The organism is Paenarthrobacter sp. YIM B13468, from assembly GCF_042788025.1.
Classification (GTDB): Bacteria; Actinomycetota; Actinomycetes; order Actinomycetales; family Micrococcaceae; genus Arthrobacter; species Arthrobacter aromaticivorans.
On record NZ_JBHZPI010000030.1, the window covers coordinates 50,567 to 71,671 of the forward strand.

19 protein-coding genes and 1 riboswitch are annotated in these 21,105 nt (G+C 62.2%); of the genes, 13 read left to right on the plus strand and 6 right to left on the minus strand.

The window, feature by feature from the left end:
* The first annotated feature begins 1 nt into the window (after position 1).
* The 5 genes from menE (at position 2) to ACFX4T_RS22905 (ending at position 5,032) form a co-directional block, all read left to right on the plus strand.
* Positions 2 to 1,552 carry an o-succinylbenzoate--CoA ligase gene (gene menE, locus ACFX4T_RS22885; RefSeq protein ID WP_377654395.1) on the plus strand — a complete coding sequence of 517 codons (1,551 nt, stop codon included), beginning with the start codon at positions 2 to 4 and terminating at the stop codon, positions 1,550 to 1,552.
* A gap of 306 nt (positions 1,553 to 1,858) precedes the next feature.
* On the plus strand, positions 1,859 to 2,353 hold the full coding sequence (locus tag ACFX4T_RS22890; protein ID WP_216926975.1) for a DUF805 domain-containing protein: 495 nt from the start codon (positions 1,859 to 1,861) through the stop codon (positions 2,351 to 2,353).
* Positions 2,354 to 2,476: 123 nt separating this feature from the next.
* Positions 2,477 to 3,694: an L-2-hydroxyglutarate oxidase gene (lhgO, locus tag ACFX4T_RS22895; RefSeq protein ID WP_377654397.1), complete on the plus strand. Its 1,218-nt coding sequence runs from the start codon at positions 2,477 to 2,479 to the stop codon at positions 3,692 to 3,694.
* A gap of 194 nt (positions 3,695 to 3,888) precedes the next feature.
* Complete coding sequence (locus ACFX4T_RS22900) at positions 3,889 to 4,191, plus strand: DUF4193 domain-containing protein (RefSeq protein WP_223948048.1); 303 nt, start codon at positions 3,889 to 3,891, stop codon at positions 4,189 to 4,191.
* 295 nt (positions 4,192 to 4,486) lie between these two features.
* Positions 4,487 to 5,032, plus strand: coding sequence for a hypothetical protein (locus ACFX4T_RS22905; RefSeq protein ID WP_216926977.1), 546 nt, complete (start codon positions 4,487 to 4,489; stop codon positions 5,030 to 5,032).
* Between the two features lie 98 nt (positions 5,033 to 5,130).
* Here the strand turns inward: ACFX4T_RS22905 and ACFX4T_RS22910 are convergent, their stop codons facing one another.
* From ACFX4T_RS22910 to ACFX4T_RS22925, 4 genes are all read right to left on the minus strand, one after another.
* On the minus strand, positions 5,131 to 6,678 hold the full coding sequence (locus tag ACFX4T_RS22910; protein ID WP_377654400.1) for an APC family permease: 1,548 nt from the start codon (positions 6,676 to 6,678) through the stop codon (positions 5,131 to 5,133).
* Between the two features lie 12 nt (positions 6,679 to 6,690).
* On the minus strand, positions 6,691 to 7,716 hold the full coding sequence (locus tag ACFX4T_RS22915; RefSeq protein ID WP_377654402.1) for an agmatine/peptidylarginine deiminase: 1,026 nt from the start codon (positions 7,714 to 7,716) through the stop codon (positions 6,691 to 6,693).
* A complete protein-coding gene (locus ACFX4T_RS22920) occupies positions 7,713 to 8,741 on the minus strand; it encodes a nitrilase-related carbon-nitrogen hydrolase (RefSeq protein ID WP_377654404.1) in 1,029 nt (342 codons plus the stop codon). The genes ACFX4T_RS22915 and ACFX4T_RS22920 overlap by 4 nt, the downstream gene beginning before the upstream one ends.
* A gap of 125 nt (positions 8,742 to 8,866) precedes the next feature.
* Complete coding sequence (locus ACFX4T_RS22925) at positions 8,867 to 9,448, minus strand: helix-turn-helix domain-containing protein (RefSeq protein ID WP_377654406.1); 582 nt, start codon at positions 9,446 to 9,448, stop codon at positions 8,867 to 8,869.
* 152 nt (positions 9,449 to 9,600) lie between these two features.
* Here ACFX4T_RS22925 and ACFX4T_RS22930 point away from each other — a divergent pair, with 152 nt between their 5' ends.
* Positions 9,601 to 10,590, plus strand: coding sequence for an NAD(P)/FAD-dependent oxidoreductase (locus tag ACFX4T_RS22930; protein WP_377654408.1), 990 nt, complete (start codon positions 9,601 to 9,603; stop codon positions 10,588 to 10,590).
* A gap of 74 nt (positions 10,591 to 10,664) precedes the next feature.
* Positions 10,665 to 10,886 (plus strand): hypothetical protein, encoded by a 222-nt coding sequence (locus tag ACFX4T_RS22935; RefSeq protein ID WP_216926983.1) that lies wholly within the window; start codon positions 10,665 to 10,667, stop codon positions 10,884 to 10,886.
* 62 nt (positions 10,887 to 10,948) lie between these two features.
* Here ACFX4T_RS22935 and ACFX4T_RS22940 read toward each other — a convergent pair whose 3' ends face one another.
* Positions 10,949 to 12,193, minus strand: a complete 1,245-nt coding sequence (locus ACFX4T_RS22940) for an amidohydrolase (protein WP_377654412.1) — start codon at positions 12,191 to 12,193, stop codon at positions 10,949 to 10,951.
* 107 nt (positions 12,194 to 12,300) lie between these two features.
* On the opposite strand from ACFX4T_RS22940, the gene ACFX4T_RS22945 reads away from it, so the two are divergent.
* Positions 12,301 to 12,951, plus strand: a complete 651-nt coding sequence (locus ACFX4T_RS22945) for a cyclodeaminase/cyclohydrolase family protein (protein WP_377654414.1) — start codon at positions 12,301 to 12,303, stop codon at positions 12,949 to 12,951.
* Positions 12,952 to 12,972: 21 nt separating this feature from the next.
* On the opposite strand, the gene ACFX4T_RS22950 is transcribed toward ACFX4T_RS22945, so the two are convergent.
* Positions 12,973 to 14,523 carry an MFS transporter gene (locus ACFX4T_RS22950; protein ID WP_377654416.1) on the minus strand — a complete coding sequence of 517 codons (1,551 nt, stop codon included), beginning with the start codon at positions 14,521 to 14,523 and terminating at the stop codon, positions 12,973 to 12,975.
* Positions 14,524 to 14,595: 72 nt separating this feature from the next.
* Between ACFX4T_RS22950 and ACFX4T_RS22955 the strand changes: the two genes are divergently transcribed.
* The 5 genes from ACFX4T_RS22955 to ACFX4T_RS22975 form a co-directional block, all read left to right on the plus strand.
* A complete protein-coding gene (locus ACFX4T_RS22955; protein ID WP_377654418.1) occupies positions 14,596 to 15,135 on the plus strand; it encodes a TetR/AcrR family transcriptional regulator in 540 nt (179 codons plus the stop codon).
* A gap of 93 nt (positions 15,136 to 15,228) precedes the next feature.
* Positions 15,229 to 15,326: riboswitch (glycine riboswitch) on the plus strand.
* 185 nt (positions 15,327 to 15,511) lie between these two features.
* Positions 15,512 to 18,358, plus strand: a complete 2,847-nt coding sequence (gene gcvP / locus ACFX4T_RS22960) for an aminomethyl-transferring glycine dehydrogenase (protein WP_377654420.1) — start codon at positions 15,512 to 15,514, stop codon at positions 18,356 to 18,358.
* A 9-nt stretch (positions 18,359 to 18,367) separates the two neighbouring features.
* Positions 18,368 to 19,501, plus strand: a complete 1,134-nt coding sequence (gene gcvT, locus ACFX4T_RS22965; protein WP_377654422.1) for a glycine cleavage system aminomethyltransferase GcvT — start codon at positions 18,368 to 18,370, stop codon at positions 19,499 to 19,501.
* Positions 19,502 to 19,802: 301 nt separating this feature from the next.
* Positions 19,803 to 20,189, plus strand: coding sequence for a glycine cleavage system protein GcvH (gene gcvH / locus ACFX4T_RS22970; protein ID WP_216926990.1), 387 nt, complete (start codon positions 19,803 to 19,805; stop codon positions 20,187 to 20,189).
* A 257-nt stretch (positions 20,190 to 20,446) separates the two neighbouring features.
* A partial coding sequence (locus ACFX4T_RS22975) for a serine dehydratase beta chain (RefSeq protein WP_377654424.1) occupies positions 20,447 to 21,105 on the plus strand: 659 nt, incomplete at its 3' end.

Below are 21,105 nucleotides of genomic sequence, written 5' to 3' on the forward strand. Positions count from 1 at the left end.
CATGGACAACAACGGAGTTGGATCCTGGCTGCACCGGCGCCGTGCCAAGTCGGGCCCCAAAGCGGCTCTGGTCTCAGGCAGCCAGGCACTGAGCTATGCCGACCTCGCCAACCGTACGGACCGCTTGGCCAACGCTCTTGTTGCCAGGGGCGTGGCCAAGGGGGACCGCGTGGCCTACCTCGGCGAGAACCACCCCTCCTTTGTGGAGACTTTCTTTGCCTGCGGACTGGTCGGTGCGATCTTCGTTCCCTTGAACACACGCCTCACCGCCCCTGAGTTGCAGTTCCAACTGCAGGATTCGGGGGCGCGTCTTTTGATCAGCGCAGCGCCGCTGGAAGTCGTGGCCGCGGCGTCCGTGGTGGACACTGCCGTCACACACCGCTTTGTGGTGGCGCCCGACGGCGGTTCGGAAGGTTTCGCCGTTAAGCTGCCATCCGGCGTCGAGCACTATGGCGAGGTGATTGACGCGGCAGCTGCGACGCCGCTGGATGTGGCCGTGAATTTGGACGACGGCGCCATGATTCTCTACACCTCGGGCACCACGGGCAAGCCGAAAGGTGCACTGCTGACGCACGGCAATATCACGTGGAACTGCATCAACACCGTGGTGGACATGGACCTCAACCGGGACGACGTCGCGCTCATGATTTCCCCTCTCTTCCACGTAGCTTCCCTGGACATGGGCCTGCTGCCCATGCTCCTCAAGGGCGCCACGGTGCTACTCGAGACCAAGTTCGACGCCGGTCGCGTCCTCAAGCTGATCGGGCAGCACAAAGTCACTACCCTCAATGGGGTTCCCACCACCTTCCAGATGCTCTGCGACCATCCGGAATGGTCGACGGCGGATCTCAGCTCCCTTGACAAGCTCACCTGTGGTGGTTCCGCGGTTCCGCAGAGGGTACTGGACGCCTATGAAGAGCGGGGCATTGGCTTCACGAGTTGCTACGGCATGACCGAGACAGCTCCCGGCGCCACGATGCTGCCAGTCTCCAGATCGCAGGAGAAGGCCGGTTCCGCAGGCCTGCCGCACTTCTTCACCGATGTGCGGATTGCGGATCCGATCGGTGGGCTCGCTCCGGCTGGGGCCGTGGGAGAGATCCAGATTTCGGGGCCCAACGTCATCAAGGAGTACTGGAACAGGCCTGAGGCTACGGCTGACAGCTATGCGGGTTCGTCCTGGTTCCGGTCCGGCGATATGGGTTTCCAGGACGACGAAGGTTTCTTGTTCGTCTCGGACCGCATCAAGGACATGATCATTTCCGGTGGAGAGAACATCTATCCAGCCGAAGTGGAAGCTCTGATCGCTGAACTTCCGGAGGTGCGGAGTGTTGCCGTCATTGGCGTGGCCGATGACAAGTGGGGGGAGGTTCCGCGAGCCATCGTGACACTGCTCGAAGGTGCTTCCCTGACAGAGGAACAGCTGCGCTCGTATTTGGAAGGCCGGCTTGCCCGCTACAAGATCCCCAAGTCCGTGGTTTTCGTTGAGGAAATGCCAAGGACTGCCAGCGGGAAGATCCGCAAGGCGGAGCTGAGGAAACAGTTCGCGTCCTGACCCGTTCGGGCGTTCTCCTACATAAGGTTCGACGGCGACGGTTGGATAGTGCCGCCGTCGAACCTCGAGGGGTTTTATGTGAGAGAGCATGCCTCAAAATCGGGGGCGTATGTGAGAGAACGTCGCCGCAAAAGGGTTGGTATGTGAGAGAGGGATTGGGCCGAAATAATCCGTCAACGGGCTAAATCCCGGTTAATTTTGTCCATCGACCTGCATAAATACCGCGGAGACCACTACGATGAGCAACGACTCTTCACAGAGTTTAGGTCTCATTGCATTATTCACACCAAACCCCGGGGGAACACCTTGAGTTACCAGCAACAGCCACAGCACACCCAGCCGTATGGCGCACAGACAGGCGAACCGCCGCTGTGGGCCCCTTACTATGGCGCACCAATCGGCGCCGCCGTAAAGCGTTTCTTCAAGAAGTACACCGCCTTCACCGGCCGTGCGAGCCGCAGCGAGTACTGGTGGGTGGCCCTCGCGTTGGGTGTCATCGGCTTTGTACTGCAGCTCCTTACTGGCATCCTCGGTGCTGCAGGTTCTACGGTCTCGGCAAACGGAACGGCAGTTCCCGGCCCGGGCGCAGTTGTCGGGCTTATTTTGATCTTTGCGTTCTACCTGGCCGTACTCATTCCGTCCATTTCGTTGCTGGTCCGTCGTCTGCACGATGGCAACTTCAGCGGCTGGCTCGCCTTGCTCGGCCTCATTCCGTTCGTTGGCGGACTTGCAATTCTGGTTCTCGCGCTCCTGCCGTCCAACCCGGCCGGCCAGCGCTTCGACCAGCCCAGCGCTGTCTAGCAATCCACGCACCACGTAAAAGGGGCGGCACGCCAAGTGCCGCCCCTTTTTACGTGCCCCGCGAACCACTCCATGGAATGCTGTGGAGTGATGCGGACCAATCCCCAACGACGAGGAGTTCCCATGACCGGTGATACCAAACCGAAAAGCATCAAGCGCTGCGCCGTCATTGGCGGCGGGATCATCGGCGTGGCTGTGGCCCGGGAATTGGCCAACAAACTCGACGGCGTCCAGGTCACCGTCTACGAGAAGGAGGACCAGCTCGCCAAGCACCAGACCGGCCACAACTCCGGCGTAGTCCACGCTGGCCTGTACTACGAGCCCGGCGGGTTGAAGGCAACGCTCTGCCGCCGGGGAGTTGCCCTGCTTCAGGAATTCTGCGCCGCCAAAGATCTGCCGTACGAGGCCTGTGGCAAGTTGGTGATCGCCCAGACCCCCGAAGAATCGAAGCGACTGGAGAACATCTTCGCGCGGGCAACGGCCAATGGGGTGCCGGGCGCACGCATGCTGCGGGGTGACCAAATACGCGAGGTGGAGCCGAACGCCGTCGGGCTTTCTGCCTTGCACTCGCCGGAAACGGCGATCGTGAACTACACGGCCGTCACCAATGCGCTCGCCGACGACGTCCGTCAAGCGGGCGGGCAGATCCGGCTTGGGCAGGAAGTCACCTCACTGGAACAGCAGGGGAGCGGCGTCGTGGTCCACACGAAGGCCGGGGGCGAACACTACGATCTTGTGGTGGCCTGCGCCGGCCTTCAATCGGACCGGTTGGCGAAAGCCACTGGAGAACCTGCAACGCCGCGCATCGTCCCGTTCTTTGGGCAGTACTTCCTCCTCGGCAAGGAAACCCGCGCAAAAGTCAGGGGCTTGATTTATCCGGTGCCCGACCCCAAGCATCCGTTCCTTGGAGTGCACCTGACCAAAAGGATCGACGGCGAAATGATGCTGGGCCCCAACGCATTCATCTCGTTCGGACGCGAGGCCTATTCCTGGAAGGACATCGATGTGCGCGACGTCCTGAATTACACCCTGTTTCCAGGCTTCTGGAATTTTGCCCGTCAGAATGTGCCCTCGGCTGTCCGCGAATTCCAGACCGTGGTCAGTAGGAAGAAGTTCATTCAGGAGGCCGTACGCTTTGTCCCGTCGTTGGAGGGTGCAACTATTCTTCCTGGCACGCGAGGCGTCCGCGCACAGGCCATGAACGCTGACGGTTCCTTGGTGGATGATTTTGTGATTTCACGACGCCGGAACACGGTTTTGGTGCGGAATGCACCGTCGCCGGGGGCTACGTCGTCGATGGCGATTGCGGAGTACGTCGTGCAGCAGGCACTTCAGGACTAAGCACAGCCAATGGATTGAGGCCGCATACGTCCTGGATTGTGTGGAACCGGTGGCCCGCCGTAACCCCTAAAGGTTGGCTTGAAAGCTGCTGAATGTTGTTTTGGGCACACTTTTCGTCCAATGCGGATGCTATGCCCTAAACTGCTTCACTGAGGTGCCTGAAATGGCACTATGCAGCAACGAAAGCGAACCCAATGGCTACTGATTACGACGCGCCCCGCAAGACAGAAGAAGAGACTCCCGCGGACTCGCTTGAGGCTCTTCAGGCGTCCCGCGGCACCGGTGCCCAGACTGCAGTCATCGACATCGACGAAAACGACACAGCGGAAGGCATCGACCTCCCGGGCGCCGATCTTTCCGGTGAAGAACTGACCGTTGTGGTGGTACCTGAACAGTCTGACGAATTCACGTGTTCTTCCTGCTTCCTGGTCCGCCATAGGTCTCAGGTTGCCCTGGAAAAGAACGGCCTTAAGTTCTGCAAGGACTGCGAGGGCTAATCCCGGGTACTGCAAAACGTTCAAGCCCCGTCAGGCCAATGAATGGCCGGATGGGGCTTTTGCGTGTCCGCAACTCTTTGTAACGCCCAGGTGTCGTTATCTTCGATTACGAACCCGTGCACGAACACCCACAATCTGGTCCGTGAAAAGGCGTAAAACCCCGCTTCCATGACTCTCCCGTGACCACCCCGTAGTCGTTTTAACGGTTGTGCGCCGAAGCGGCCACAACCCATCCAAACCACCCAAGTCGCTCCTACTGTTGAAGTATCAACTTCGCCTGAAGGGGGCACAAAAAATGAGGAAATTTGGAGCGGGTTTGGCAGCAGTCCTTGCAGCTGCCGGACTCGGTCTGGTGGCACCGGGACCAGCCTCGGCATCGCCATATTGCGGGATCATGTGGGGCTCGCTGGCCAAGGCCGACCCCGACATGAGCTCCGCCAACGTCACCAACGTCCGTACGGGCCAGCAGTCCTGTTACGACCGTTTGGTGATCGACATGACCGGCAAGGTGGCCGGCTATTCAGTGCAGTACGTCCCGGTAGTGATTCAGGATGCAACCGGCTATCCAATCCCCGTGCTCGGTGATGCTGACCTGCAGGTTGTGGTGACGGCTCCGTCCTACGACCAGAACGGCCAACTCACGTACGCTCCCGCAGCCAAGGCGGAGTTGTCCAACGTTTCCGGGTATGAGACGTTCCGGCAGGTGGTTTACGCGGGCAGCTTCGAAGGCACCACGAGCATCGGTTTGGGTGTCCGTGCCCGGCTTCCGTTCCGTGTCTTCACTTTGGACGGGCCCGACGGCGGTTCGCGCCTTGTGGTGGACGTCGCCCACCATTGGTGATTGCTTAGCCGGCTAACCGCGAGAACGTGGGAAAGCGGCCAGCTCGTCCGGAGATTTCCGGCGAACTGACCGCTTTCCCGCGTCGTCGCGTTGAGGAGCTACTCAGGGACCACCAGAGCAGGGGTGTCCTTGCGGATGGTCTCTCCGCGGAAGAAGCCGGGACGGACGCGGGACATGATCAGCATGAACACCGCACCCAGGGCAAGGATTCCGATGCCGAGCACGAACACAAGCCCCACTCCGAAGATTTCCGAGCCACTTCCAAACTCCGGGGCCCAGCTGTCCACCGCGGTCTGCAGGAAGACAACGAACAGGCCGACTCCACCCAGCAGCGGGCAGAAGAGACGCAGGAAGAAGTTCCGGGCACTGGAGAACACACTGTTCCGGAAGTACCAGACACAGGCGATGGCCGTGAGCCCGTAGTAGAAGCAGATCATCAAGCCAAGGGCCAGGATGGTGTCGTTGAGCACGTTCTCACTGATCACGTGCATCACGGCGTAGAAGCCCGCGGACAGGACGCCGGCCGCGATGGTGGCGAAGCCCGGCGTCGAGAACTTCTTGCTCATGTGGCTGAAGCGCTCAGGCAGGGCGCCGTAGTGCGCCATGGCCAGCAGGCTGCGTGACGGCGAGGTGAACGTTGACTGCAGCGATGCGGCCGAGCTGGACAGGACCGCGAGGGACATGAGGATCGCGAATGGACCCATGACCGGTGAAGCGAGGGCCGTGAAGACGTTGGCGTGGTTTTCCTCGTTGTTCAGGCCGATTCCCGTGTCTCCGACGCCTGCGAACATCATGGTGGCGATGGTGACCAGGAGGTAGATGCCCAGCACGATGACGGCGGTCAGGGTGCCTGCGAGGCCGGCGGTCTTCTTTCCATTGGCGGTTTCCTCGTTCACCGTGAGGCACACATCCCAACCCCAGTAAACGAAGATCGACAGGGAGATGCCGGCCGCGATCTGGCCGAACGTCTCGATCTTGGTGACATCGAACCAGTCCCAGCTGAACGGAATGGCGGTCTCGGAGGTGGACCAGTTGGCGAACGCCATGGCTACGAAGAGGCCCAGGACCAGCAGTTGGAAGCCCACCAGCCCGTACTGGACGATCTTTGTGGTGTGCAGGCCGCGGTAGCTCACCCACACGGCCAAGGCAACGAAGACGAAGCAGGTGGCAACGTTCAGCACCTTGTCCGAGGCGAGGTCCGCGAGCTCGGGGGAGCCAGTAACCTGTGCCAGGAAGAGGTAGAAGAAGTCCACTGCGACGCCTGCCAGGTTGGACAGGACGATGATGTTGGCCGCGAGCAGGCCCCAGCCACCCATCCAGCCCACCCAAGGACCGAAAGCTTTGGTGACCCACGTGAAGGTTGTGCCGCTGTCCGGGGAATCGGCGTTGAGTTCCCGGTATGCCAGTGACACCAGGATCATTGGAATGAACCCGATAAGGAAGATCACGGGCAGTTGCAGCCCGGCTTCGTTGACGGTTGGACCGAGCGCGCTGGTAAGCGTATACGCCGGGGCGATGGTTGAAATGCCAAGAACGACGACGGCGAGGAGCCCCAACTGCCCCGTCTTCAGTCCCTTGCCGCTTATGTCGTGCGACTTGCCGGCCGGGCTGGTGCCATCGGCCGTGCTACGGATTGTCTGGCTCATGAAAGGCCCTTTCTAGATGGCCGTAGGCTGCTGCTGCGTAATGCAGTGGATACCGCCGCCCCGGGCAAAGAGTTCGCGCGCGTCAACACTGACTACGCGGCGTCCGGGGTAGGCGTCGGCGAGGATGCGGAGTGCTTTCTCGTCCATGGGGTCATTGAAACTGCACGCGATGACCCCTCCGTTGACCACGAGGTGGTTGATGTAGCTGTAGTCCACATACCCTTCGTCGTCGGTAAGGGTTTCCGGGGCGGGAACTTCGATGATGTGCCAGTCCCGGCCTGCTGCGTCATGGGTAGTGCGCAGGAAGTCGATGATTTCCCGGGAGACGTTGTAGTCCGGGTGTTCCGGGTTCTGCTGGGAGTGGACCAGCAGCGTGCCGGGGCTCGGGATCGCTGCCACAATGTCCACGTGGCCGCGGGTGCCGAATTTCTCCGAGTCACGGGTGAGGCCGCGGGGCAGCCAGAGAACGTGGGTGGCGCCGATGGTGCGGGCAAGTTCCCCTTCGATATCGGCCTTGGTCAGGCCCGGGTTGCGTCCTTGGTCAAGCTGTACGGTCTCGGTGACCAGGACGGTGCCTTCACCATCAACCTGGATGCCGCCACCCTCATTGACGATGCCCGATGGGATGTGGTGGGCATCGGCGCGGGCGCTGATCTCCGCCGCGATGAGGGAATCCTTGTCCCACGCAGCCCAATCCTGGCCGCCCCATCCGTTGAAGATCCAGTCCACGGCACCCAGCTGCTTGTTGGCATCAAGCACGAAAGACGGCCCGATGTCCCGCATCCAGGCATCGTTGAGTTCGGCGGTCAGTACCTCGACGCGAGGGTCCAGGTAACGCGCGGCGGTGTCGACGTCGTCGGGGTGTACCACCATGGTGACCGGCTCGAACTCAAGGATGGCGTTGGCCACGGCAGCCCACGTGGACCGCGCAGCGTGGGCCTCTTCCTCAGTGTCACCCAAGGTGTAGCCGCCCGTGGGGAAGGCCATCCAGACGCGGTCCTGGGGAGCGGTCTCGGACGGCATCCGCCAGGCGCTCATGCGGACACAGCCTGGTAAGGCGTGGCTTCGGCTGTGGAGCCGAGCGGGGCGTTGGGGTTCATGGGCTCGGTGAGGCGGCCGTACGTTTCCGGGCGGCGGGTAGCCAGGAACGGGAAGAGCGTGAGCCAATCCTTGCGCTGGTCCAGATCGAGATCAGCCACCAGCACGGCGGATTCGTCGCGGGGTGCCTGGACCAGGATGCGGCCGTACGGATCGGAGATGAAGGACGAACCATAGAAGTTCAGTGTGCCCTCGCTGCCGTAGCGGTTCGGGGCAATCATAAAGAGGCCGTTGGCGATGCCGTTACCCACGATGACCTGCTGCCAGAGCGGTTGGGTATCGAAGTCGGGGTGGTCCGGTTCGGAGCCAATGGCAGTGGGGTAGACCAGGATTTCGGCCCCACCCAGGGAGTACATGCGGGCGAGCTCCGGGAACCATTCATCCCAGCAGGTGGGCATGCCAAGGCGTGCGCCGCCGAGTTCGGCAGGAGCATGGACCGCATAGGCATCCTCGGCGGCCGGGCCTTTGCGGAAGAACTTGTCCTCGTAGTATCCGGCCGTGACGGGGATGTGCAGTTTGTGGGTGCGGGCCACGAGCTCGCCAGCGGGGGAGACGAGGATGGCGGTGTTGAGTCCCAAGCCGTCGTCCGTGCCGTCCGGGTTTTCAGCCCGCTGGTAGAGCGATGCGTGCACCGAGACGCCGTAGGTCCTGGCAGCCGCTGCGGCGAACGTGAAGGTTGGGCCAGTGAGCAGGTCTTCGGCGATGTCTGAAGGGCGGATACCTGCGGCCGGGTTGTTCTCCGGGCGGGTGTCTGCTGGGTAGCGGGAGAGAGTCAGTTCAGGCAGGAAAACAACACTGGCTCCCAGCTTGGCTGCGCGTTCGATTCCCTCGTTCAGTTCGGCATGCAGGACTGCTTCATCAGCGTGCCAGCGGTGCTGAACGACGCCGACCCGCAGAGGGGTGCGTGTGGACGGCTCGGTGCGGGCCAGGGAAGTTGGGGCTTCGAGGCGGGTAATTTCAATCATGGGGTATGTACTCCGGTGAGACGACAGTCACTAAATGAATAGCGTTCATTTAGTATGGCGGTAGTCACGGCCGGATGCAAGGGGCCAAAATGAATTACCTTCATTTATCCGTGCTTGGGAGGTACCTATCTCTTGGGCCGCGCCCTGACGTGCATGCGCTCGCCCTGCTGCCCAAAGAGCGTAAGGAGCTCGACGGGTTCCTTAGTGGCGCTGGCGAACCAGTGCGGCGTCCGCGTATCGAACTCCGCAGCCTCACCTGCCTTGAGGATGAAGTCGTTCTCGCCCAGGACAAGCCGGAGTTTGCCGTTGAGGATATACATCCAGTCATAGCCCTCATGCGATTGGGGATCGGGAACTTCCTTCCCCGTGCCGCCCGGCAGGACCATCTTGAACGCCTGGATTCCGCCTGCTCGACGTGTCAGCGGCAAGGCTGTGCCCCACTCGTGCACGTGCGGCTTGAGGTGAATCCGCGGATCGCCGGTTTCCGGGGCGTCGATGAGTTCCTCGAGGGGGATCTGGTGAAGCCGGGCAATGGGCAGGAGTAGTTCGAGTGTGGGCTTCCGTTGTCCCGACTCCAACCTGGAAAGCGTGCTGACCGAAATGCCTGTGGCCGCCGAAGCCTCCGCCAGGGTCACGTTGCGTTGGGTCCGGAGCGCCCGCAGGCGAGGGCCGACGGCGTCGAGCATTTTGCTGAAATCCGGAGTCATTGCTTCAGTTTGCCATACTGGCAAAATTTGTTGCTGCTTTCGATGTGTGCGTCTGAGCATTGAATCAGGCCGTTGTGAGGCCCGCTTTTCGCCCCAAAACCTGGGAATAACGCGCAGAGCAGGCCCCGCAACAAAGCGAACAGGAGGCAAAAATGGAACAACAGTACGACGTCGTCATTGTGGGAGGTGGCGCAGCTGGGTTAAGTGCCGCGGTCACGCTGGGTAGGGCGTTGCGGTCCGTTCTGGTCATCGACGGCGGGGAGCCACGGAACGCCCCTGCCGGAGGAGTCCACGGCTTCCTTTCCCGGGACGGGCTCAGCCCCCGGGAACTCTTGGCGCTTGGCCGGGCTGAAGTTCTGCACTACGGCGGCCACATCGTTTCGGGGCTGGCTGTGGCGGCGCGTCCGACGCCGGATCCCACCAATGCTTCCGAGCCCGCCTTTGAGGTGGACCTGGCGGACGGTCGGACGGTAGGGGCGCGCCGAATACTGGTGGCCACGGGCCTGACGGACATCCTGCCGGACGTGAAGGGCATCCGGGAACGCTGGGGCAGGGACGTCCTGCACTGCCCGTACTGCCATGGTTGGGAAGTGCGGAACAAGGCGATCGGCGTCCTGGGGTCTGTACCGATGGCCTTGCACCAGGCCCTGCTGTTCCGGCAGTGGAGCCCCAACGTCACGCTGTTCCTGAACGACGTCGTTGAACCGACTGAAGAGCAGTGGGAACAACTGGCGGCCAGATCCATTAGCGTGGTGGAAGGCAAGGTCCGCTCATTGGAAGTCACTGACGACGCTCTGAGCGGCGTCGTCCTGGAATCCGGGACGGTGATACCCGTTGAAGCGGTGGTGGCTGGTCCACGCATGGAGGCGCGTTCGAGGGTGCTCGAATCCTTGGGCATTGAGCCAGTGGAACATCCCCAGGGAGTGGGACTTCATTTTGAAGCGGCTGCCCCAGGGGGAACCACATCAGTGCCGGGCGTTTGGGTAGCGGGCAACGTCACCGATCCCATGGGCCAGGTAGTGGCTGCCGCGGCGGCGGGAAACATGTCCGGTGCAGTCATCAATGCGGATCTCATGATGGCTGAAACCAGGCTGGCGGTAGCGACGGCGGCCAGCCGCGTTGAAGGCCTTGTTTCACGGTGAGTTGCATTAATTAGCAGTCGACTTACGGTCCGGGTGCGAGGACGATTAAAGGACAGCCACTAAGGAGGTTGGGTATGTGCTACTCGTACTATGAGGGCTATGAGAGGCGCACGAAGAAGGACTCCGTGCGTACGCCCGAGATGCACAAGCCTGAGACCAGCAAGGATCAGGCACCTGAGGCCCCTGCCGAAAAGAGCCCGCAGACAGAAGGAACGTTGTGGACTTTCCTGGCCCGTCGCCGCAGGGAATTTGAGGTTTCAGAACCGAAGGTCGACCGCATTCGCGAAAGAGTCTAGGCGTCGGTCTGGGCAGAACCCCGTTTTAAGGCAATTCACCGCGCGCGGCGGTGAATTGCCCGTTATGCGGGGTTTCCTGCTGCCTGCTTAGGGACGTCCAGGAATTCGAGGGCGCCCGTGACCAGTGCTTCCGTGCCAAGGGCCAGTGTTGGCTGGATGATCGGGGCAAAGTAGGGCGAGTGGTTCGACGGAACGTCCTCCGGGAGGCGGCCCGTGGTCGCCCAGTCCTTGAAGTGCGTGGCCTCGATCCCGCCCAGGAACCAAAAGACGAGCGGCGCGCCGGCCGCCGTCGCGAGTTCCCCGACGTCTTCACTGCCCGAGACGGGGCCGGGGTCTATGATCCTCGCGGCGCCAAACCTATCGCGAAACGCTGAAGCGATCCTTCCGGCGGCCGATTCATCATTGACCGTTAGGGGGAAGCGCTCCTCATAGTGGAAGTCGGGTTCCTTGAGGGAGCCTGAGGCGGCAGCTTCACTTCGAACGATGCGCTCGATCGAGTTCAGGACTTTCTCCCGTGTGGGCTCGCTGAAGGATCGGATACTGAGGCCAAGCGTTGCGGTCTCGGGAATGATGTTGTTCTTTGTTCCGGAATGGATTTGCCCAACCGTAACTACCGCAGAATCGCTTGCGGCGAGTTCCCGGGACACCACTCCTTGCAGGCGCATGGTGGTTGCCGCGGCCATGAGCACTGGATCAATGGTGGTTTCAGGCCTGGAGCCGTGGCCGCCGCGCCCATGCAACGTCACATTGAGGGAATCCGCTGAGGCCATGGCCACGCCGGGACGGATGCCGAACCATCCAACAGGAAAGGGCGCGACGTGCTGGCCCAGGACCACGTCCGGCTTGGGGACCAGGTCAAAGAGCCCACCCGCCACCATGGCCTGGGCACCGCCACCCCATTCTTCGGCTGGCTGGAAGACTGCGATCAGGGTGCCCTGCCAGTCCTGCCGCTTTGCGGCCAACGCTTCCACGGCTCCGAGGAGGCAGCTGACATGTACGTCGTGCCCGCACGCATGCATGATCGGCACCTCACGGCCTTCATGATCGACGCCGACTGCCGTGCTTGCGTAGTCCAACCCGGTGGCCTCTTGGACGGGCAACGCGTCCATGTCGGCACGAAGCATCACCACGGGTCCGGGGCCATTGTCCAGGACTCCGACAACCCCTGTTTTCCCCACGGAGCGGTGGACCAGAAGCCCCAAGCCCTCAAGGTGTCCGCTGATGATCCCGGCTGTTCTGACCTCTTGGAAGGAAAGCTCCGGGTTCGAGTGGAGGTCACGGTAGAGGGCTTCAAGGTCAATGCTCATGAGGAATTTTCCTTAACAGGTCGACGCCGCAGGGTCTGGCCAGTGTATCCACGTGATCAGACAACGACGCCGACCCACACGTGTGCGCTTCAGGCAAACTTGGTTGCATGGAATCTTCACAAGAGATCACGACCCAAGGCTCAACAGTTGAGGATTGGACCAAGGCTCTGGCAGAGTCCAGCGGATCACCTGGTGGAGGCGCAGGAACCGGCGTAATGCTGGCCATTGCCGCATCCTTGGCCTCCATGGTTGCTGGCTATACGGAGGCGCCCGGGCAGCAGTTGGCCGATCTGCACGCCCGGGCCCGCTCCCTCCGCGAAACCGCCCTGAAGCTGGCTGACGACGACGCAACGGCATCAAAGGCTTTCGGTGCGGCCTTCAGGCTTGATCCTGGCCCGGAGCGGGAGGAAGCAATCCACCGTGCATCCGTCGATGCTGCCAAGGCGTCCGCTGTGCTCGGGGACCATGCCATAGAAGCCATTGAGGACCTGGGGTGGCTGGCCACCAACGGGAATCCAGCGCTCATTGCCGACGTAGTGGTCGGGTTTGGAGCCCTCAGGGCCGCCATCGCAGGAGCCCGAACCAACGTGAGCTTTGATCTCGGATCGCTCAGGTCCGCAGGGGCGACCCTTGATGAAATCAAGGAAAAGCACCCTGAATTGTGGGCTATGGTTGGTCGGCTCAGCGATGCCCTGGACCGGATTGACCAGCTGGTGGCCGCCGTAGATGGCAAGGCTGCACCTACTGACGGCCACTGATTTCCGAAGACGGCACACCTTTTAGTGCGCCTTGGGAACCCGGCGGAGCACGACGGCGGCGAGCACTGCCGCGCAAGCCATCAGTACCAGCCCAATCGCCGCAGTGATGTGGACGCCGGATTCGAAGGCTACCCGTGCGGCGGTTGTCAGGGCATCGGACAGCGGAGCGGGTAGTGTGGCGGCAGCATCCACTGCACCGGCCAGCGTTTCTCCCGATTTCCCGGCCGCCTGCGCGGACAAGCCCTCCGGGACGACAAGGTTGTGCTGGTAGGACGCGGTGAGGATAGAGCCCAGCACGGCCGTTCCCAGGAGCGAACCCAGCTCGTAGCCAGTCTCGGAAATTGCGGACGCCGCTCCGGATTTGTCGGCCGGCACCGAGCCAAGGATGAGGTCGTTGGAGATGGCGTCCGCTGCACCCACGCCGACGGCCAGAATCGTCAAAGCTGACAAGAGGAACACAGGTCCGCTGCTGTGATCACCCGCAGCTACCACCAAGTAGCCCGCAGCGCTGAGGGTAAGTCCGCCGGCCACCACGAATCCTGGCCGGACGCGCTTTACCAGCGGGACCACCACCAGGCCGGCGACGACCGTTGCCAGGAGCGCCGGAATCATTGCGATGCCCGCTTCCATGGGGGACTGGCCTTCTACCAGCTGCAGGTGCTGGGCGAAGAAGTAGATGAAGCCCGTCATGGAAAACAAGGACAGGACGTTGGCAACGATCGCAGTGCTGAACACCTTGTTGCTGAACAGGCGGACATCCAGCATCGGGTTCTCGAGTTGCCGCTGGCGACGGACAAACAGAATGCCCATCACCAGGCCGAAGACCATGAAGGCCGCTGCCGACGCCCCGAATCCGTGGACAGCGAATTCTTTGATCCCGTACACGAAGGGAGCCATCGCGATCACGGACAGCGCGATACTGGGCACGTCTACACGGCCCGGGTCTGCGTCCTTGGATTCGGGAATGAGGACCCTGCCGAAGGCGAGGAGGGGAAGGAGAAGGAAGGTCGCCACCAGGAAGACGGCGCCCCACCAGAAGTGTTCCACCAGCCAACCACCAAAGATCGGACCAAGGGCGGCACCACCGGAGAAACCGGCGGCCCAGACGGCGATCGCGAGCCGCCGGCGGTTCGGATCAGCAAAGATGTTCCGGATCAAGGACAGGGTTGAAGGCATCAACATGGCGCCGAACACGCCAAGTGCAGCGCGGCCGGCAATCAGCCATTCCGCGGAGGGAGCGAACGCCGTAGCAGCCGAAACCGCAGCGAAGCCTGTGCTGCCGATCAGGAGCAGCCGCCGTCGTCCGATCCTGTCCCCAAGGTTGCCCATGGAAACCAGCAGCGCCGCCAACACGAGCGGGTACGCGTCAATGATCCACAGGAGCTGCACGCCACCCACATCCAAGGAGCGGGCAATTTCGGGCAGGGCGAACGTGAGGGCGGTGTTGTCGACGGCAACCAGCAGCACCGGAAACATCAGGAGTGCCAGTGCCGTCCAGTCGCGCCACGGTGCTGCCTTGCCCGTGGCGGGGTAAGCGGAACGGGGTGCTTGCGTTGAGGACGGCGTGAACATGTCATTACTGTACCGTCCAGACGGTACAGTTTCAAATGGAATCACCGTAAGCCTTTAGGGAATGATGGACGCATGCCACGAAAACCAGTTGCCAGGGATTCAGTCTTGGATGCCTTCGAAGCCCTACTTATTGAGGTGGGGGAGCGTGCTGCCACACTCGACGCCGTTGCTAAGCGAGCAGGGGTGTCCAAGGGTGGGCTGCTCTATCACTTTCCCAATAAGGAATCGCTGATCGGCGCCCTGCTGGAGCGATTGGATCGTCTGGCCCAGGAAGACATCGAAAAAATGAAGACTGCGCCCGATGGCAGCGCTGCCTACTTCATTCGGACCTCCCTGTGGGCCGGGACCCCCATGGACCGGGCGTTCGTGGCGGCCACACGTCTGGCAGAAGTCGCCCATGAGGAGACGCGTCGCAGGTTTGCCGGCATTCAACAACAGTGGCAGGACGTTCTGGCCGAGGATGTGGGACCGGAGGTTGCCAAGGCCGTCAGTTATATGGGTGACGGCCTGTATTTCAATGCCATGTTCGAAGGCGGACAGGAGGGCGGTAACGTCGGGCGGGAGGCCGACGTCGAGATCCTGTTGGGAGTCCTGGACCGGCTCCGCAAGTAACAGGCCATCCATTTGCGGCGACGCCTCCGACGTAGGACAATTGAGCCTTGTGGTGCGTCTTTACAGGGGCACGCAAACAAGTGAATATGCCTTTGATCTGCGGCGGGAGAGTCCTGCAAGCAAGTGATGCGGGCGCCGTAGGAGCAAACCCTCCCCAGGAATCTCTCAGGCCCACGCACCGCCACGGCGAGGCAACTCTGGAAAGTAGCAGGCCTTTTGCCGCGCCCGTTGGCGCGGAAGAAATGCTGTGCTCACCGAAGGTGCAAGCGATCGTTGTATAAGCAACACGCGGAAACTCTCAGGTCCAATACAGAGCGGGGAGGAACCCGAGCCGCTGTGGCGTACCCAAACGCCGCCCAAGTAATGGAGTTCCTTCGTGACGGTTAGTTCAGCCTCCACCACCTTCGTCGATCGGCATATTGGCGCCCGCCGCCAGGCCGACATTGACACCATGCTCAAGACGGTCGGCTACGACACCGTTGATTCGCTGGTTGATACGGCCGTTCCCAAAGACATCCGCCAGGACGTTGCCCTTACCCTTGAAAACGCGCTCAGCGAAGTTGAGGTGCTGGCCGAGCTGCGCAAGCTTGCGTCCAAGAACAAGACTGCCGTCCAGATGATCGGCCAGGGCTATTACGACACCGTCACGCCGCCGGTTATCCGCAGGAACATCCTCGAATCCCCGGCCTGGTACACGGCGTACACGCCTTACCAGCCCGAGATTTCGCAGGGCCGCCTGGAAGCTCTGCTGAACTTCCAGACCATGGTCCAGGACCTCGTGGGCCTGCCGATCGCCAACGCCTCCTTGCTGGACGAAGCAACGGCAGTGGCAGAGGCCGTCCTCATGATGCGCCGGGCCAACAAGAACAAGGAAGCCCACGACGGGAAGACCGTCCTGGACGCCGACTGCCTCCCCCAGACCATCGCCATCGTGAAGGGCCGCGCTGAGGCGCTCGGCTTCGAGGTTGAGGTCGCTGACCTTTCGCTGGGCCTCCCTGAGGGCGTCATCAACGGCGTCGTCCTGCAGCAGCCCGGTGTTTCCGGCCGGGTGTTCGATCACTCCTCTGTGATTGCTGAGGCCAAGGAACGCGGCGCACTGGTCACGGTCGCAGCAGACCTGCTCTCCCTGACGCTCCTCACCCCTCCGGGTGAGCAAGGTGCTGACATCGCCGTCGGTTCTGCCCAGCGCCTCGGCGTTCCGCTGTTCTTCGGTGGCCCGCACGCCGCGTACATGGCCGTCCAGAAGGGTCTCGAGCGTTCCATGCCGGGCCGTCTGGTGGGCGTTTCCAAGGACGACGCCGGTGCCCCCGCCTACCGCTTGGCGCTGCAGACCCGCGAGCAGCACATCCGCCGCGAGAAGGCCACGTCCAACATTTGTACCGCGCAGGCGTTGCTGGCCATCGTCGCATCTATGTACGCCGTCTACCACGGCCCCGAAGGCCTGAAGGCAATCGCAGAAACGGCCCACGGTCACGCCCGCACCCTTGCTGCGTCACTGAAGGCTGCCGGCGTCGAGGTCCTCCACACATCCTTCTTTGACACCATTACGGTCCGCGTTCCTGGCAAGGCTGCCGAAATCGTAGCTGCTGCCGAGGCCAAGGGCATCAACCTGCGCGGCATTGACGCTGATCTCGTGGGCATTTCTGTCGACGAGACCACTACATCGGAGATTGTTCGCGGCGTCCTGGATGTCTTCGGCGCTTCGGTCACCGAAGCCGTGGAGGGCTTCGCACTGGAGGCCTCCGTTGAGCGTTCGAGCGACTTCATGCAGCACCCGGTATTCAACACGCACCGCTCCGAAACCCAGCTCCTGCGCTACATCCGCAAACTCTCGGACCGTGACTTGGCCTTGGACCGCACCATGATTCCGTTGGGCTCGTGCACCATGAAGCTGAACGCCACGGCCGAGATGGAAGCCATCTCCTGGCCGGAGTTCGCCTCCATCCACCCCTTCGCTCCGGATTCCCAGACCGAGGGCTGGCGTGAACTGATCACGGATCTTGAGTCCCAGCTGACCGAAATCACTGGTTACGACCAAGTCTCCATCCAGCCGAACGCCGGCTCCCAGGGTGAGCTCGCGGGCCTGCTGGCGATCCGCGGTTACCACCTGTCCCGCGGCGACGAGCAGCGCAACGTCTGCCTGATTCCTGCTTCCGCGCACGGAACCAACGCAGCCTCGGCTGTGTTGGCCGGCATGAAGGTTGTCGTGGTGGCTACGGCCGCTGATGGCACCATCGATCACGCCGATCTGGCGGCCAAAATCGAGGCCAACCGGGACGCCCTCTCGGCCATCATGATCACCTACCCGTCCACGCACGGTGTTTACGACGCCGATGTCCGGGAAGTCTGCGACGCTATCCACGAAGCCGGCGGGCAGGTCTACATTGACGGTGCAAACCTCAACGCGCTCGTTGGGCTCGCGCAGCCGGGCAAGTTCGGCGGCGACGTCTCCCACCTGAACCTCCACAAGACGTTCTGCATCCCGCACGGCGGTGGCGGACCCGGTGTTGGTCCGGTCGCGGCCAAGGCACATCTGGCGCCGTTCATGCCGGGTGACGCTGCTTCCTGGACCGAAGGCAAGGACGTCCCGATTTCGGCCTCCCGTTTCGGTTCGGCCGGTGTGCTGCCGATTTCCTGGGCTTACGTGAAGCTCATGGGCGGCCAGGGGCTCACCGAAGCCACCAAGTCAGCGCTGCTGGCTGCGAACTACATTGCTTCCCGGCTCAACGAGCACTTCCCCGTGCTCTACACCGGCGAGGGCGGACTCGTGGCTCACGAATGCATCCTGGACCTCCGTGAACTGACGGCCAAGACCGGCGTCACGGCCGAGGACGTTGCCAAGCGACTCATCGACTTCGGCTTCCACGCTCCCACGCTGGCGTTCCCCGTTGCCGGAACCCTTATGGTGGAACCGACGGAGTCCGAGGACCTCGTGGAGATCGACCGCTTCATCGAGGCCATGATCACCATCCGCAAGGAAATCGATCAGGTTGCCCACGGTGACTTCACTGTTGAGAACTCGCCGCTGCGTAAGGCACCCCACACGGCTGCCGCCGTCGTAAGTTCTGACTGGGACCGGGCGTACCCGCGTGAGCAGGCTGCCTTCCCGGTCCACCACCTCAAGCAGGACAAGTACTTCCCGCCGGTGGGACGCATCGATGGAGCTGCAGGGGACCGCAATCTGGTCTGCTCCTGCCCACCGATCGAAGACTTCGAAAACTAAGGACGGGTCATGACTGAGAACTACACCGCGCTCTACGAAGAACACAAGAAACTCGGCGTGTCCTTCACCGACTTTGGCGGCTGGCAGATGCCGCTCAAGTACTCCTCCGAGCTTGCTGAGCACCACGCCGTCCGCAAGTCCGCCGGCTTGTTCGACCTCTCCCACATGGGCGAAGTCTGGGTTACCGGGCCGGACGCGGCAGCGTTCCTGGACTATGCGCTCGTCGGCAAGATTTCCGCTATGGCCGAGGGCAAGGCAAAATACTCGCTGATCTGTCAGGAAGACGGCGGCATCATCGACGACCTGATTGTTTACCGTCGCGGTGCGGAGAAGTTCCTCGTTGTGCCCAACGCAGGTAACGCTGTGGTTGTCGCCGCCGCCTTGCTGGAACGTGCCGCCGGTTTTGACGTGGTTGTTGAAGACGCTTCCGCGGAGACCTCGCTGATTGCAGTTCAGGGGCCGCTTGCCGAAGCGATCCTTCTGCGCCTCGTCCCTGCGGAGCAGCACGGCCTGGTCACCGACCTCAAGTACTACGCGGCGGTTGAAGTTCCGTTCACGTTCGACGGCGGCACCCAGGAACTGCTTCTGGCACGCACCGGATACACCGGTGAAGACGGCTTCGAAATCTTCGTCGCCAACGAGTCCGCTGCAGCACTGTGGCAGGCCATTGCCGGGGTAGCTGAAGAGGGCGAGTTGGTTCCGGCAGGACTGGCTTCCCGTGACTCCCTGCGCTTGGAAGCCGGAATGCCCCTCTATGGCAACGAGCTGTCCCGCGAAGGAAACCCGTTCGCGGCAGGGCTCGGTCCCGTGGTCGCGCTGTCCAAGGAAGGCGACTTCGTTGGCAAGGAGGCACTCGCTGCCCTCAAAGCTGATTGGGCCGGCTCTACCAGCGGACGCAAGCTCGTGGGGCTCAAGGGCCTGGGGCGCCGCGCTGGACGCTCCCACTACCCGGTCCTCAAAGATGGGGCAGTGGTAGGCGAGGTCACCTCCGGCCAGCCCAGCCCCACGCTGGGTTACCCGGTAGCGTTGGCGTACGTCGACGTCGAATTCTCCGAGATTGGTACGCCGCTGGACATCGACCTGCGCGGCAAGAGTGAGCCGTTCGAAGTCGTAGCACTGCCGTTCTACAAACGAGTTCGCTAGTTAGTCGCCTTTTGCCCGGCGAGTCCCGCCTCCTCTGCATGCTCCCCACCGTCTCCCTCGCCTCGCAAGCTCGGCCAGGGGACCCGGACGGCGTGGCCCCCGTCGGAGATGGACCCGCTGAGCGGATGCGATGCTCCCTTAGACGCATGCTGCCGGAGGCTGGCCCCGCGAGGGCCGCGTGGTGGGGCAGCGGATTCCGGAAGCGTGCGTCAAAGCGACGAAGGAGCAGCACGCGGAGGAATTCGGTGCCCCACCACCCAACCCAGCCACAGCTTTTGACCAACCATAGTTAGGAAACAGAATGCCCAAAGTAGCGCCTGAACTTCAGTACTCCGACGAGCACGAGTGGGTTTCCCGCGGGGAGGGGAACCTGGTGTCCGTCGGGATTTCCGAGGTTGCCACCGACGCGCTGGGTGACATTGTGTACGTTGACCTCCCTGAGGTTGGCTCCGCCGTCACAGCCGGCGAGACCTGTGGTGAGGTTGAGTCCACGAAGAGCGTTTCTGATCTCTACTCGCCGGTCACTGGTGAGGTCACCGAGATCAACGACGCCGTTGTGGGCGATCCGGCACTGATCAACAACGATCCCTATGGCGCTGGTTGGCTGTTCAAGGTCGCCGCTGAGTCTGAGGGCCCGCTGCTTTCGGCCGAGGAGTACGCCTCCAAGAACGGCGGAGACCTGGGCTAAGGATGCTTCGTCCCGGCCGATTCGTTGGCTTGCTGCAGAGAATGCCGTGCGCGCGGCATGTTTGGCAGCTGAGCCCCGAAATGGAACGCGATGGGCGTAGCGTGGGATTGTAGGAACTAAATAATTTGCGACGCCGGGTTGCCGCCAAAAGGGGCCGCCCGGCGTCGTTGTTCGGTCGCTTTCCGCCACGAGCGGGGGAGGCCATCCGCCAGGACCATCTGGCGGACCGTTTTCAAGCTTTGTTAGGAATCCCGACCATGGCTGTTGGTGTTTTCGATCTGTTCTCTGTGGGTATTGGCCCGTCGAGTTCTCATACTGTGGGGCCGATGCGGGCTGCTGCGGTGTTTGCTGCTGAGTTGCGTGAGTCCGGTGTGCTGGGTTCGGTCGCGGGGTTGCGTGTTGATTTGTATGGGTCGTTGGCTGCGACTGGCCGTGGTCACGGGACGATGACTGCGACTCTGTTGGGCTTGGAGGGTTACCATCCGGAGTTGATCTTGCCTGATGAGGTGGAGGAGCGGCTCGCGGCGATCGCGGAGACGGGTGTCCTGAATCTTGCCGGTGCCTCCGGTGAAGCTGGTGCTGGGGTTCAGTTGCCGTATGCGGTGGAGGATATGGTGCTGCATCCGTTGACGGTGTTGCCGCGGCATACGAACGGGATGAAGTTTGCCGTTTCTGACGCGGAGGGGAATGTTCTCAGGGAGGCGACGTTCTTTTCGGTGGGTGGCGGGTTCATTGTCCGGGAGGGCGAGGAGGACGCGGCTCGGGCGGAGTTGGAGGAGACGAAGGCGGAGTTGCCGTTGCCGTTCCGGACGGCTGCTGAGTTGCTGGGCCGGTGCGCTTCCAAGGGCCTGGGGATTTCGGACATCATGTTCATCAACGAGCGTGCGTCCCGGTCCGAGGAGGAGATCCGGGAGGG